This is a genomic window from Roseibium sp. SCP14 (assembly GCF_040329475.1).
Classification (GTDB): domain Bacteria; phylum Pseudomonadota; class Alphaproteobacteria; order Rhizobiales; family Stappiaceae; genus Roseibium.
Map to the genome: position 1 here is coordinate 1,034,018 of NZ_JBDZYH010000002.1, position 13,796 is coordinate 1,047,813.

Sequence of the window (13,796 nt, forward strand, 5' to 3'; positions counted from 1 at the left end):
CCCGGACAACCGGCAACACAAATTTCCTAGTAATACATTTCCCGCTTGCGGTAGTAGGACCCGAGCAGCCAATCCAGCGAGATCACGCCTGGTCCCTTCAATGTCGGCACCAGCAAGAGGAAAATCCACAGGAGCCGGTCGTCGGAAATAATCGCATAGGGCTCGCCGTCGAACAGGGCACCGATGGTCTTGGCATCGGCGCCGTGACCGTAGATGTCCACGTACGACATGACGATGATGAAGATGATCATGCCGACACTTGCAAATCGCGTGAACAGGCCGAGCACGACCATAACCGGGAGAATGAATTCACCCCAGGTGCCAAGCAGCACCAGTAGACCATACGGGAAGAAGGCGATCTGACTGGTGTCGTAGCTTACCTGTTCCATCAGCTGCGGGAACATTTGCGCATAGGCACCGGCGGTCGGCGTGAAGATGTTCATGACGCTGCCGCCGATTTTGGTCATCGCCGAATTCAGGAAGAACTGAAGCAGAACCGCTGCAAAAATAAAGCGGGCTGCCAGCCCGAGAAACCAGCCGTTTGTCAGCCGCTCCAACGCTCCGAACACCATCGTGTACAACCGGACAAAAAACCCGATAAGAGCACCCATTAATTCCCCCTTCCCTTTCCTGCAGGATCCTCAGGCCGTTGATTGTTCATGGTGCCTGGAGGTCGGAAAAAACGCCATTTGAAAGAACATCCGACAAACAGTCGGACAATGAAAATTCGACCTCTTCCGACTGCGCGCGCGCCGCGGCTTCACCAAGCGGCGCTCCGTCAAGAAGAGACATCACGAACACATCTCCGCCGGGCCGAAGCAAAACGAGCCCCACATCAAGCTCGGGACGAGTGATCAGCACGGACTGAGATATGTTCAGATCAATCCCTTCGACTGCTTCGGGATCGAACCTGTTTGCCCGCACTAGGTCCCAGACCGGCCATTTGGAGGCGATCAGGCTGGCAGCAGGGTGTCTTGTGAATTGGGCAGCTCCGATGTCATCGGCAGGCAGCGCACTCAAGGCTGCCGGATCAAGAGGCGTCACATCAGCCGCATGGTGGGCTTGCAGCCATGCCCATTCCAGCCGGGCGACATCCGCAAGATAGGGATAGGCCGCAAGTGGCGGAAAGGCTTCGATGAAGTCGGCAAACTCACCGCCATACCAGATGAGAACCGGAGATTTTGGCGGGTGCTGGATCACGAATGCTCGGGCCAGAGCGTTGAAATACTCTTCGCCCAGCAGATTCATGATTGCCGGATAGTTTTGGCCGATCGCTTCCGTGAGACTGACAATCACATTGTTACGGTAGACGTTGAACCGTTTCGGCGCCTCTTGTCCATCAGGTCCGATGATACCGGCCGGAGCGCCGCCATCCGGGTCCCAGAGGGCCTCGCCAAAGTCGCCCGTACCGAATTGGGGCGTTGAGTCCTGCCTGCTCATTTCAGACCGCACGCTTCAGGTCAGGTGCGGCGGCACCGGCAAGGATCCGCTCAGCCGCCTCCGCCTCGCTCAGCAAAACCGGCCAGGCAGGAATGTCATTGTCCCATTCCACCAGCGTCGGCAAGGCGCCTGTCCGTCGAATCACACTTTCATAGAGCGCCCAGACAACATCATCGACTTCCCGGTCATGTGCATCGATCAACAATGGCCGGCCAGCGTCATCCTTGTCCGGAGCATGTCCGCCAAGGTGAATTTCACCGACTTCCTCCATCGGAAATTCGGCGAGATAAGTTTCGGCAGACCGCGCGTGATTGGTGCACGACACATGAACGTTGTTGACGTCAAGCAGGAGGCCGCAGCCTGTGCGGCGCACAATCTCCTTGAGGAAGTCCAGCTCTCCCATCGTGCTCTGTTCAAAGGCAACGTAAGTGGAAGGATTTTCAAGCAGCATCTTGCGCCCGACTGTTTCCTGCACTTCGTCGATATGATCGCAAACACGATCCAGCGTCACCTGATTGTACGGTACCGGCAGAAGGTCGTTGTAATAGGTCGTGTCATGAGTCGACCACGCCAGATGCTCTGAAAACAGCCCCGGTTCGTAGCGCTTGTTCAGCAGCGCCAGCCTGTTCAGGTGATCCTTGTCCAGCGGATTTTCACCACCGATGGACAGACCGACACCATGGAGCGAAAGCGGATACTTCTCGCGGACCGCTTCCAGCTGCCGATGAGGCGGGCCGCCCGCCCCCATGTAGTTTTCCGCGTGAACCTCGAAAAAGCCGATATCCGCGGCACTTTCCAGAATTTCGGCAACATGCTCCGGCTTGAGCCCTGCTCCGGCGCGGGCCGGGACCGTGGCATCAATGCGTTTTTGGTCCATGGGAGGGCTTGCAGGTGACATGATGTGCTCCAGTTTGGGTGGGGTCCACATTGGAGAGAAGTCTTGTCAGGCAGGCGATATCAAACCGCCTGCCTGAAGATAACGGCCGCTCGCGCAGCGGCGTTCATTGAAAGCTTTACGCTTCCGGCAAGTCGCGATCGAGTTCGGTCAGGGAGCCGTGACGGCCACCCGGCACTTCCATGGTGGTGCAAGTGCCTTTCGGAACCAGGGTCCAGGCATTGCCCTGGTAGTCGACAGTAGAAGTGCCTGCACAAGTGGTTCCCGCACCAGCTTTACAGTCGTTCTGGCCTTTCAGGGACACGCCGTAGCACTTTTCCTTGGCTTGTGCGTGCGCGGGCACGGTGGTGGACAGACCTGCAATCGCGGTTGCGACAGCACCAGCAACGATCGCTGCAGACATGGCCTTATTCTTCATTTCGTACTCCTCTGATCGAACTTTTATTCAAATACGGGCCGACGCTCTAATCGGTGCAGCGAAGGCGCAGCACGTAAATGAGCATATTGGCGATAAATAGGAAATCAAACGCCTGTGACCCTTTTGCGAGCAACCATTTAACATTTTCTGACAAACGAAAGAATCTTGCCCAAATCCTTCCGGAATCGACCTTTCCGGACGATTGGAACTTTTTGGGCGAAACAATTATACTGCGCCCGCACGAAAACACACTTGCTCATGGCGGCGAAATCTGTCATGTTCGCGCCGCCTGGAATAGGACAGGGATGCTGTCCCAATTGCTGTGAGCTGCAACTCGATCTATACTGCAGCGTCTGAAGCAGCGATCAGGCCGACCAGTCAGCGGATTCGAGGGAGGATCCGCGACGAAGCGAAACGGAATGTTTCGGCAGCGGGCAGTCCGCTGCGTCAATGCGGCGGTTTGTTTTGATGGACCGGCGCGGTAAATACACAACAGAGCCGGGGCAGGTAAGCCAGGGTTCGCCGAGCCGCATTCTTGATGGAATGCGACCCGAACGAAACCGGACGCTTCGAGCCACGGTACCACTGGGGTTAACAGTGAGGGCGCATATGACGAAGAGAGAGCTGACGACCAGCACAGCCATGCAAGCCGGAGGCGTGGACACGAAAACCACAGCAACCGCCACACTTGCCGAACGACTGGGCACGGCCGCCGACAAAGGGCTCTACAATCCGTCGCGCGAACACGATGCCTGTGGCGTGGGCTTTGTCGCCCACATGAAGGGCGAAAAGTCCCACAAGATTATTGCCGATGGCCTGCAGGTTCTGGAAAACCTGACCCACCGCGGCGCAGTTGGCGCGGACCCGCTCATGGGCGACGGCGCCGGCATGCTGGCGCAGATTCCGCATGTCTTCTTCAAGGAAGAGATGGAAAAGGCCGGCTCCGCACTGCCGGACTTCGGCGACTACGGCGTCGGCTTTATCTTCATGCCGCAGGACGACGCCCTGCGTGCCAAGTGTGAGGAAATCGTCGAGCGTGTCATCAATGCCGAAGGTCAGGAACTGATCGGGTGGCGTGATGTGCCTGTCGACAACTCATCGCTGTCAAAGGCACCCGACATCGCGGCAACCGAACCGGTTTCTCGCCAGGTGTTCATCAAGCGTTCCAGCAGTGAAGACCAGGACGCGTTCGAACGCCGTCTTTATGTATTGCGCAAGGTGATTTCCAACACCGTGCGCGCGGAGTCCGATGCGGTCGAAAAGGGCTTCTACATCGTTTCGCTGTCCAGCCGCACGATCGTCTACAAGGGCATGTTCCTGGCCTATCAGCTCGGCGCCTATTACGGCGACCTGAAGGACGAGCGCTTCACCTCCGCGCTTGCACTGGTTCACCAGCGCTTTTCAACCAACACGTTCCCGTCCTGGGACTTGTCGCACCCGTACCGCATGGTCGCCCATAACGGTGAGATCAATACGCTGCGCGGCAACGTCAACTGGATGGCCGCGCGCCAGGCGTCGGTCTCCTCGGCACTGCTTGGCGACGACATCTCCAAGCTCTGGCCGATCTCCTACGAGGGACAGTCGGACACGGCCTGTTTCGACAATGCCCTGGAGTTCCTGACCATGGGCGGCTACTCGCTCGCCCATGCAGCGATGATGCTGATCCCGGAAGCCTGGGCCGGCAACCCGCTGATGGACGACAACCGCCGCGCTTTCTACGAATATCACGCGGCCCTGATGGAGCCGTGGGACGGCCCGGCCGCCGTTGCGTTTACCGATGGCCGCCAGATCGGTGCGACCCTCGACCGGAATGGCCTGCGTCCGGCACGCTATATCGTCACTGACGACGATTTCGTCATCATGTCTTCCGAAGTTGGTGTTCTGCCGGTCGAAGAAGAGCGCGTCGTTCAGAAATGGCGGCTGCAGCCTGGCAAGATGCTGCTCATCGACCTTGAAGAAGGCCGCATCGTTTCCGACGACGAGATCAAGCGCCAGCTGTCGACCGCCAATCCCTACAAGGACTGGCTGCATCGCTCGCAGATCGTTCTGGAAGACCTTCCGGGCGTGCGCCAGCGGGCCCCGGTTGCCGGCGAAAGCCTGCTCGACCGTCAACAGGCCTTCGGCTACACGCAGGAAGACATCAAGCTCCTGATGACCCCGATGGCGACCGTCGGTCAGGAAGCCATCGGCTCCATGGGCACGGACACGCCGATTTCGGCTCTCTCCGACAAGTCGAAGCTGCTTTATACGTATTTCAAGCAGAACTTCGCCCAGGTTACCAACCCGCCGATCGACCCGATTCGCGAAGAGCTTGTGATGAGCCTTGTCTCCTTCATCGGCCCGCGCCCGAACATCTTCGACCTGGAAGGTCTCTCGACATCCAAGCGCCTTGAGGTTCGCCAGCCGATCCTGACCAACGAGGACCTGGAGAAGATCCGCGCGATCGGTGACATCGCCGACAACCAGTTCTCCGCGAAAACGCTGGACATCACCTACAACTCCGAGAAGGGCGCCGAAGGCATGGACGGCGCCCTGGAGAAACTGTGCGAGCGCGCCGAGAAGGCGGTTCGCGACGGTTACAACATCATTATCCTGTCCGACCGCCTGATCAGCCGCTCCCGGATCGCGATCCCGGCACTGCTGGCAACCGCGGCCGTGCACCATCACCTGATCCGCAAGGGACTGCGGACTTCCGTCGGACTGGTTGTCGAAACCGGTGAAGCCCGTGAAGTCCATCACTTCTGCGTCCTGGCCGGTTTCGGTGCGGAAGCGATCAACCCGTATCTCGCCTTCGAGACGCTTCTTTCCATGCATATGGAAATGGACTTCCCGGAGGAAGTGGACCAGTACGAAGTTGTCGAGCGCTACATCAAGTCCATCGACAAGGGCATCCTGAAGGTCATGTCCAAGATGGGCATCTCGACCTACCAGTCCTATTGCGGCGCACAGATCTTCGACGCGGTCGGCCTGTCTTCCGAGTTTGTGAAGAAGTACTTCTTCGGCACCGCGACCATGATCGAGGGCATTGGCCTGTCGGAAGTGTCCGAAGAGACCGTACTCCGTCATGCAGAAGCGTTCGGCGACGTGGCGATCCTGCGCCGGTCGCTCGAGGTCGGCGGCGAATATGCCTACCGGACCCGCGGCGAGAGCCATATGTGGACCCCGGATTCCATCGCCACGCTGCAACATGCGGTCCGGGCCAACCTGCCGGACATGTACCGGGCATTCGCGAAGGAAGTGAACGAAGAAAGCGGACGCTTCGCCATCCGTGGCCTGTTCCGCATCAAGAGCGCAGACGAAATCGGCCGGACTTCCATTGATCTTGATCGGGTGGAACCGGCAGAAAACATCGTCAAGCGTTTCGTGACCGGCGCCATGTCGTTCGGGTCCATTTCCCGCGAAGCGCATACAACGCTCGCCATCGCAATGAATCAGATCGGCGGCAAGTCCAACACCGGTGAAGGCGGTGAGGAACCGGAGCGTTTCAACCCGCTGCCGGACGGCTCGATGAACCCGCGGCGTTCTGCCATCAAGCAGGTTGCTTCCGGCCGTTTCGGTGTGACCACAGAATATCTGGTCAATTCGGACATGATCCAGATTAAAGTCGCCCAGGGGGCCAAGCCGGGTGAGGGCGGCCAGCTGCCGGGTCACAAGGTGGACGCCGTGATCGCGAAGGTGCGTCACTCCACTCCTGGTGTCGGCCTGATTTCTCCACCGCCGCACCACGACATCTACTCGATCGAGGATCTGGCGCAGCTCATCTACGACCTGAAAAACGTCAACCCGGAAGCTGACATTTCGGTCAAGCTGGTGTCGGAGGTCGGTGTGGGAACGGTTGCCGCCGGTGTCGCCAAGGCACGCGCGGACCACATCACCATTTCCGGCTACGATGGCGGCACGGGCGCATCCCCGCTCACTTCCATCAAGCATGCCGGTAGCCCCTGGGAAATCGGCCTTGCCGAAACCCAGCAGACCCTGGTTCTGAATGGCCTGCGTTCGCGCATCGCGCTTCAGGTCGACGGTGGTCTCCGGACCGGCCGCGACGTCATCGTCGGCGCTCTGCTCGGAGCAGACGAATTCGGCTTCTCGACCGCACCATTGATCGCCGCCGGCTGCCTGATGATGCGCAAGTGTCATCTCAACACCTGCCCGGTAGGCATCGCGACCCAGGATCCGGTTCTGCGCAAGCGGTTCAAGGGTGCCCCGGAACATGTCATCAACTACTTCTTCTATGTTGCAGAGGAAGTACGCGAACTGATGGCGGAACTTGGCGTTGAGAAGCTGGACAACCTCATCGGCCGGTCTGATTATCTCGACAAGGACGAGGCAATCAGACACTGGAAGGCACAGGGTCTCGATTTCTCGCGGATCTTCTTCCAGCCGGAAGCTGCCGAAGAGGAAACCCGCTGGACGGCCCGCCAGGAGCATCCGATTGTCGACATTCTCGACCGTCGCCTGATCGCTGCCGCCAAACCGGCGCTGGACAGCAAGGAGCCGACAGTGGTCGACGAGACCATCTGTTCCGTCGACCGTTCGGTCGGTGCCATGCTTTCCGGCGAGATTGCAAAACGCTATGGCAACAAGGGCCTCAAGCACGCGGACACGCTGAAGATCAATCTCAAGGGCACAGCGGGCCAGGCATTTGGCGCGTTCGTTTCCCGCGGTGTCACCATCGATCTTGTCGGCGATGCCAACGACTATGTCGGCAAGGGCCTTGCGGGCGGCAAGCTCATCGTCCGACCGCCGGAAAACACCCGAATTGTTGCGGAAGACTCCATCATCGTCGGCAACACCGTGCTTTATGGTGCGACGGAAGGCGAATGCTATTTCCGCGGTGTTGCGGGTGAGCGCTTTGCCGTTCGCAACTCCGGTGCAACGGCGGTCGTTGAAGGTGTCGGCGATCACGGCTGCGAATACATGACCGGCGGTGTTGTCGTCGTCATCGGTCAGACCGGACGCAACTTCGCTGCCGGCATGTCCGGCGGCATCGCCTACGTACTGGACGAAGACGGTTCCTTCGGTTCCCGTTGCAACCTTGCGATGGTCGACCTGGAACCGGTGACGGAAGAAGACGATCTTCTGGAAAAGCTGCATCACCATGGTGGCGATATCGAGCACAAAGGCCGTGTGGACCTTTCTTGCGACATGACCCGCCACGACGATGAGCGTCTGCGCCAGATGCTGACCAAGCATGTGGAACTGACGGGCTCAACCAAGGCACAGGCAATTCTGGACAACTGGGCAACCTACCGTCCGAAATTCGTCAAGGTCATGCCGGTCGAGTACCGCCGCGCGCTCAGAGAAATGGAAGAGCAGCGCCTGGGCATGGTCGCAGCCGAGTAACCGGCCAACTGAACGAAATGGCTCTCGGCCGCACAGCGGCCGATTGCAGCCACCTTGAGAACGCATACAGTTTGAGGAGGTCACCTTGGGCAAGGTAACCGGTTTTCTGGAAATCGATCGGCAGGAACAAAAGTATCAGCCTGCATCCGACCGCATTCGTCATTTTCGTGAATTCACCATTCCCCTGAACGAGCAGGAAGTCGTCAATCAGGCAGCGCGTTGCATGGATTGCGGCATTCCCTTCTGTCACGGACCGACCGGTTGTCCGGTCAACAACCAGATTCCGGACTGGAACGATCTCGTCTACCAGGGGGACTGGGACGTGGCGTTGCGCAATCTCCATTCCACCAACAACTTCCCGGAATTTACCGGTCGCATCTGCCCGGCTCCGTGTGAAGAGGCCTGCACGCTCAACCTTGAAGACATTCCGGTCAACATCAAGACAGTCGAACAGGCAATCGCCGACAAGGGTTGGGAAGCGGGCTGGATTGTTCCAGAACCTTCAGCCACGAAGACCGGTAAAGCCGTTGCAATCATCGGCTCCGGTCCGGCAGGTCTGGCAGCTGCCCAGCAGCTTGCCCGCGCAGGTCACACGGTTCACCTTTACGAGCGCGAACCCAAGGCCGGTGGCCTGCTGCGTTACGGCATCCCCGACTTCAAGATGGAAAAGCACTATATCGACCGCCGCGTCCAGCAGCTGGAAGCGGAAGGAGTGACCTTCCATTACGGTGTCAATGTAGGCGTCACGGTCAGCCTCGAGGAACTTGCAGCACGTCACGATGCGGTGATCCTGTGCGCCGGCGCCGAGCGCCCGCGCGACCCGGGCGTTGGCGGCATGGAACTGGAAGGCTGTCATTGGGCGATGCCTTACCTGGTTCAGCAGAATCGCCGCGTCGGCGGTGAGCCGGTTGACGACGAGGCACCGATCTGGGCAGGCGGCAAGCATGTCGTCGTCATTGGCGGCGGCGATACTGCATCGGACTGTGTCGGCACTGCATTCCGCCAGGGCGCCCTGTCCGTGACACAGCTGGACATCCGGCCGATCCCGCCGCTCAAGGAAGACAAAATGACGGTCTGGCCCTACTGGCCGACCAAGTTCCGCACATCGTCTTCGCAGGCGGAAGGTGCAGAACGCGAATTTTCCGCAGCGACCCTCGCTCTGGTTGGCGAGGACGGCACAGTCACCGGCGTCAAATGCGCCCGTGTTGATGAAAAGCGCCGTCCGATCGAAGGCACTGAATTCATCCTGCGGGCCGATCTGGTTCTCGCTGCGATCGGTTTCTCCGGACCGCTGCTCGACACCTATATCGCGCAGGCCGGCGATGCCCTTGAGCTCGACGGCCGGACCAATGTGAAAGCCAATACCGACGACTACAAAACCAGCATGGACAAGGTTTTTGCCGCCGGTGACGTACGCAAGGGTCAGTCCCTGGTCGTTTGGGCTATCCGCGAAGGCCGTCAGGCCGCACGCGCCGTGGACGAGTTCCTGACCGGTTCTTCTGATCTGCCGCGTTAAATCGCATAAACGAAACGAAAAAACCCCGCTGGTTTAGCCTGCGGGGTTTTGTTTTTTCAGCAACTTTGCAGACTTTGCCACCGCGGTCTCAAGAGCCGCTTGGGTGCTCCGTTTCGAGGGCGGATGTTCCTTCGACAGCCATGCGCGGATCGTCTACCCGGCCGGGCATCGGAGGCAGCGTTTCGCCTTTTACGAAGAAACGATAGGCTGCACTGTTTTCGTCGATTTTCTTGTCGTCCTCACCACCAAGAAGCAGGGCTTCCGGAGAAGTCGTTCGTCCGGTCAGAACGATGAAGTTCGGATCATCCTCGACGCCTTCAAAGGCCAAGCCGCCATATCCGCCCAACAGACGTGACAACTCCCTTTCAACGAAGAAGGCGACTTTGCGGTAGCCCGCCCAGGTAAACCCGATACGGTTCTTCGTGCGAAGCCGGGCATTTTTCCCGTCCACATCCGGCCCGAATGAAGAATAACTGCCGTCCTCCGCCAGGAAAATATCCCAGATATCGACATAGCGAATGCGCCGGTCTTCGGCAGATCCCTGAAAGATCGAGTTCAGCTGCGTGAAGTCGCCGTTGACAAGTTCATCATTGGTCGGCGGCAAACCGGCCCAGACAATCGGCTTCTTTTCCTGTCGAACGACACGGATGAGCGCATCGACCTTTTTCCTATAGGCCGTCAGCCACTCGTCCGTCATGAACTCGATCGGAGGATCGCCCGGAAACTCCTTGCCCATATCACGGCGGCCGATCATGACGACAACGGCTTTGACATCCGCGCCCCGGATCCTGGACAGGACGTCCGTTGCCCAATCGGGAGCGTTTTCTCCCGCAAATCCAGCCTTGTCCTGGGTTATCGCTTCAACGCGGATTTGCGGCTTGTCCGCAAGCGTGAATTTGAGCCCGTCAGCAACACCACGGGCCATCCGATCGCCGACCACCAGCACCAGTCCGGCATCGGGATCCTTTGGCTGGACCTCAAATTTCGGCGGAGCTCCCGCAGGCCGCTTTGGCTTCGATCGCTTCTGCTTGGTTGGCTGCTGCCTCTGAATGCGCTGCCGTCCGCCACCACCGCCACCGCCAAACAACCTTTGCAAGGGGGCAAACGGATTGAACCCACGGAGCGGACCATTTTGAGCAACAATGATTTCCTCACCCGAAGCATCCTGCGCCAGGGCATCGGAAACGCCTTCACTCATGAATACAAGCAGAGCAGCAACAATGAGGCGCGAGAACAGTCTCACGACTCCGCCGGTTCTGCCTTGTGCGGGCCGCAATTTCACCGCTGGCTCCTGAATGAAAAATCTAATCGGCCCAGTTTAGCTGCCAAGCTTCAGATGCGCCAGCAAAACAACCGAAGCATAGCCATCGGGGACAAGCCCGCGGGAGCGTTGATATGCCCGAATCCCCTTACGGGTTGCCGGACCAATCCGCCCATCTGCGGCTCCGACTGCAAATCCGCTGCGATTGAGCAATGTCTGCAGTTCGGCAGTTTCCGAACGGCTGAGCGGCAGGTGCTCACGCGACCAGTCGCCTTGCAGCGGACCGCCACCGATCAATCGGTCCGCCAGATGTCCGACAGCCAGCGCATAGGCCGTGGCATTGTTATATCGTTTGATGACATAGAAGTTGCGCAGCATCAGGAAGGCCGGACCGCTGGCACCTGCCGGAAGAACGAGAACCGCCTTGTCCGACGGGCGTGGATAGCCCTTGCCATTGGACCGGCGAACGCCGTATTTCGCCCATTGCCCAAGATTCAACGTGGTGTCACCGTCGGCCAGCTGATAGTCAAACCCAGCCGGAAGCTTGACTTCGTAGCCCCAGGTTTTGCCTGTCTGCCAACCATGTTTCTTCAGATAGTTTGCTGTAGAAGCAAGCGCATCGGGAACAGATGTCCAGATATCGCGGCGACCATCACCATTGTAGTCGGCTGCGTATGCTTTCCAGCTTGAAGGCATGAACTGCGTGTGCCCCATTGCGCCGGCCCAGGAGCCTTCCATGTCCTGAAACCGGACATGGCCGGCCTGGACGATTGCAAGAGCGGTTACCAGCTCCTTTTGCCAGAATTTTTTGCGGCGGGGCGCAGCATAGGCCAGGGTCGCAAGCGCCTGTACAACATTGTGACGCCCCATATAGCCACCGTAGTTGGTCTCCATGCCCCAGATGGCCAGAACCGCTTCGCGGTCGACGCCGTAGCGGGCTTCGATATGCTGTAGAACCGGGCCATATTCCGTGAGCAACCGACGCCCTTTTTCAACGCGGTCCTCCGAAACAGCGCTGTCCAGATAGTCCCAGATCGGCTTTACAAATTCCGACTGCTTGTTCATCAGCCGTAACGTGTCATCGTCCGGCTTCATGCCGGTAAACACCGCGTTGTAGGTCTGCGAACTTATTCCCGAGGCTTTTGCAGTTGGCCAGAAATCACGCACGAACCTGTCAAATCCCGGCTCCGCCTGAGACGGCAAGGACGCAATGACCAGACCCGTTGAAAACAGAGCAGGCCCCAAGAGGCCGTTCACCCACGATTTTTGGCGGTTTTTCCGAAAAATCGAAATCATCACGCTGGCAGTTTTCCGTCCAAAGCTCCGCATAGGGGCCTCCTTACGCCCTGGTCCGTGTCAAAATCTGCCCCCACCCCATGAATGATTTGTTCAGGTTACCGTATAGTTAATGCCGGAAGCGAAGACCTGCTTCAACTGAGTTTTCCGTGTAGTCGCTTCCATCTTGGGAACTGTCGAAGCGTCGATGGGTATAATTGGCGGTGAGAGCCACGTTCTGGGTCAGGGCGAAAGTCAGCCCGCCGAAACCGCTCAAAGTATTTTCTTGAATGGAAACACCTTCATAGTTGCGAAAGCTGTAGCCGAGCCCGGTTTCACCGACGAAACGATCGCTAAAGGCATGAGCGAGCCTGATGTCGCCGGAATAGATGATCGATCCGCTGGAACCATCGATATCCGTTGCTTCGAAGCGGGTTCCAACGCCTGCCGTCACGGTGGTCAGACGGCTGGGAGACCAGACGAGAGATCCATCAACGATCAAGCCGGACAGATTGTCCAGGCGGCCGTCCTCCACATCCTCGATCCGCCAGCCGACACCAAGTTCACCGGTCACTTTTGGACCGGAGGCAATCGTCACTCCGCCGCTGAGCTGATAACCGTTGGCATTGCGCTTTTCGCAAATGCTGTCACTGCAGGTGTCGTCGTAGCGGCGCAGCAGCAGCGCGCCTTCGACAAAGGGCGACAAGACGCCGCCAGCGTTGCCGTCAAGCCTCAACCCCGCCGAATAAAGTGTGTTGTCGCGGCCACTTTCCGAAGTACCGCCGTCGGATGTGTAAACACTGCGATCGGCTCCCAATGAAGCGGTAGCAGCCACAAGCCCGACACGCCGAATCCCCCGCAAGCTGCCGGAAAGCTGCTGGACATGGTCCGTTCCGGAGCTTGATTCAGCGCTGCCGTCTTCCTCTCTGGTGTAGGAATAAGCCACACCTGTTGTCACCTGTGTTGCTTCGCTGACGTCAAGGCGCAGGTTTGCAGCCGCAGCAACTGTGCCATCATTGTCATCCGAGTTCTGCGGATAACCGGTGTAAGTGCCGCGGAAGGAAGCGTCGAACTGGTGTCGAACCCAATCCGAACTCAAAGACAGGTCAGGGGATATCCGATAAAGGGAACCAGAGGTTCCCGAGGCCGATTGCGACGTGTTGTCCGTCCAGCCTGTGGACAAACCCAGTTGCGGCGTGAAGGTAAAGGATCCGAGCCGGATGCCTTCCGGCCTGTCAAATGTCGTGTCGCCACCAAAGACGCTGTCGTCAATTCCCGGACCTGACAGAGGTTGTGATCGACTTACGGCAGCAATTCGGTCCGAAAACGGGCGCACCGGAGCAACTCTGCCATCGGTGCCAAGTCCGCTAGAGCCTGTTTCCACCTCTGCCGAATTCAACGTCTGCCTGAGAGAAAACACGTTTGATTGCGTGGGGTTAACCTGTCCATCATCTGCACGTTGATCCGACGCGCCGGCTGAGGTGAGCGCGCTATCCGGATCACCTGTTCCCCTCAGATCTGAAACAGCCGTTTGCGCAGCCGCAAGGGTGGCCTGCATGGCGGCGAGACAGACTATCAGGTGCACGATGCGGCGCATTTACTTCCAGAACCGGTCGAAATCTTGATCCGGTTCAAACTGACGAATGAT

9 protein-coding genes are annotated in these 13,796 nt (G+C 58.6%); 2 read left to right on the forward strand and 7 right to left on the reverse strand.

What is annotated here, in order from left to right:
• Positions 1 to 26 precede the first annotated feature (26 nt).
• The 4 genes from ABLQ08_RS12045 to ABLQ08_RS12060 form a co-directional block, all read right to left on the reverse strand.
• Positions 27 to 611: a DoxX family protein gene (locus ABLQ08_RS12045; RefSeq protein WP_352942240.1), complete on the reverse strand. Its 585-nt coding sequence runs from the start codon at positions 609 to 611 to the stop codon at positions 27 to 29.
• 46 nt (positions 612 to 657) lie between these two features.
• Positions 658 to 1,440: a DNA-binding domain-containing protein gene (locus tag ABLQ08_RS12050; protein WP_352942242.1), complete on the reverse strand. Its 783-nt coding sequence runs from the start codon at positions 1,438 to 1,440 to the stop codon at positions 658 to 660.
• A 1-nt stretch (position 1,441) separates the two neighbouring features.
• A complete protein-coding gene (locus ABLQ08_RS12055) occupies positions 1,442 to 2,317 on the reverse strand; it encodes a DUF692 domain-containing protein (RefSeq protein ID WP_352942611.1) in 876 nt (291 codons plus the stop codon).
• Positions 2,318 to 2,453: 136 nt separating this feature from the next.
• Positions 2,454 to 2,753, reverse strand: a complete 300-nt coding sequence (locus ABLQ08_RS12060; protein WP_352942244.1) for a DUF2282 domain-containing protein — start codon at positions 2,751 to 2,753, stop codon at positions 2,454 to 2,456.
• Positions 2,754 to 3,362: 609 nt separating this feature from the next.
• Between ABLQ08_RS12060 and gltB the strand changes: the two genes are divergently transcribed.
• Together gltB and ABLQ08_RS12070 are read left to right on the forward strand one after the other, a co-directional pair.
• Positions 3,363 to 8,096, forward strand: a complete 4,734-nt coding sequence (gltB, locus tag ABLQ08_RS12065; RefSeq protein ID WP_417714910.1) for a glutamate synthase large subunit — start codon at positions 3,363 to 3,365, stop codon at positions 8,094 to 8,096.
• Positions 8,097 to 8,181: 85 nt separating this feature from the next.
• A complete protein-coding gene (locus ABLQ08_RS12070; protein ID WP_352942247.1) occupies positions 8,182 to 9,612 on the forward strand; it encodes a glutamate synthase subunit beta in 1,431 nt (476 codons plus the stop codon).
• Between the two features lie 88 nt (positions 9,613 to 9,700).
• Here the strand turns inward: ABLQ08_RS12070 and ABLQ08_RS12075 are convergent, their stop codons facing one another.
• The 3 genes from ABLQ08_RS12075 to ABLQ08_RS12085 form a co-directional block, all read right to left on the reverse strand.
• On the reverse strand, positions 9,701 to 10,894 hold the full coding sequence (locus ABLQ08_RS12075; protein ID WP_352942248.1) for an SGNH/GDSL hydrolase family protein: 1,194 nt from the start codon (positions 10,892 to 10,894) through the stop codon (positions 9,701 to 9,703).
• A gap of 36 nt (positions 10,895 to 10,930) precedes the next feature.
• Positions 10,931 to 12,202, reverse strand: coding sequence for a lytic murein transglycosylase (locus ABLQ08_RS12080; protein ID WP_352942250.1), 1,272 nt, complete (start codon positions 12,200 to 12,202; stop codon positions 10,931 to 10,933).
• A 76-nt stretch (positions 12,203 to 12,278) separates the two neighbouring features.
• The gene (locus ABLQ08_RS12085; protein ID WP_352942252.1) at positions 12,279 to 13,745 is read right to left on the reverse strand and encodes an outer membrane beta-barrel protein; all 1,467 of its coding nucleotides are present in this window, start codon (positions 13,743 to 13,745) and stop codon (positions 12,279 to 12,281) included.
• Positions 13,746 to 13,796: the final 51 nt, after the last annotated feature.

Excerpts from the sequence above, each read along its gene's own strand:
- ABLQ08_RS12050 (WP_352942242.1), bottom strand. The coding sequence starts at position 1,440 with ATGAGCAGGCAGGACTCAACGCCCCAATTCGGTACGGGCGACTTTGGC.
- gltB (WP_417714910.1), top strand. The coding sequence starts at position 3,363 with ATGACGAAGAGAGAGCTGACGACCAGCACAGCCATGCAAGCCGGAGGC.
- ABLQ08_RS12060 (WP_352942244.1), bottom strand. The coding sequence starts at position 2,753 with ATGAAGAATAAGGCCATGTCTGCAGCGATCGTTGCTGGTGCTGTCGCA.
- ABLQ08_RS12055 (WP_352942611.1), bottom strand. The coding sequence starts at position 2,317 with ATGGACCAAAAACGCATTGATGCCACGGTCCCGGCCCGCGCCGGAGCA.
- ABLQ08_RS12080 (WP_352942250.1), bottom strand. The coding sequence starts at position 12,202 with ATGCGGAGCTTTGGACGGAAAACTGCCAGCGTGATGATTTCGATTTTT.
- ABLQ08_RS12045 (WP_352942240.1), bottom strand. The coding sequence starts at position 611 with ATGGGTGCTCTTATCGGGTTTTTTGTCCGGTTGTACACGATGGTGTTC.
- ABLQ08_RS12085 (WP_352942252.1), bottom strand. The coding sequence starts at position 13,745 with ATGCGCCGCATCGTGCACCTGATAGTCTGTCTCGCCGCCATGCAGGCC.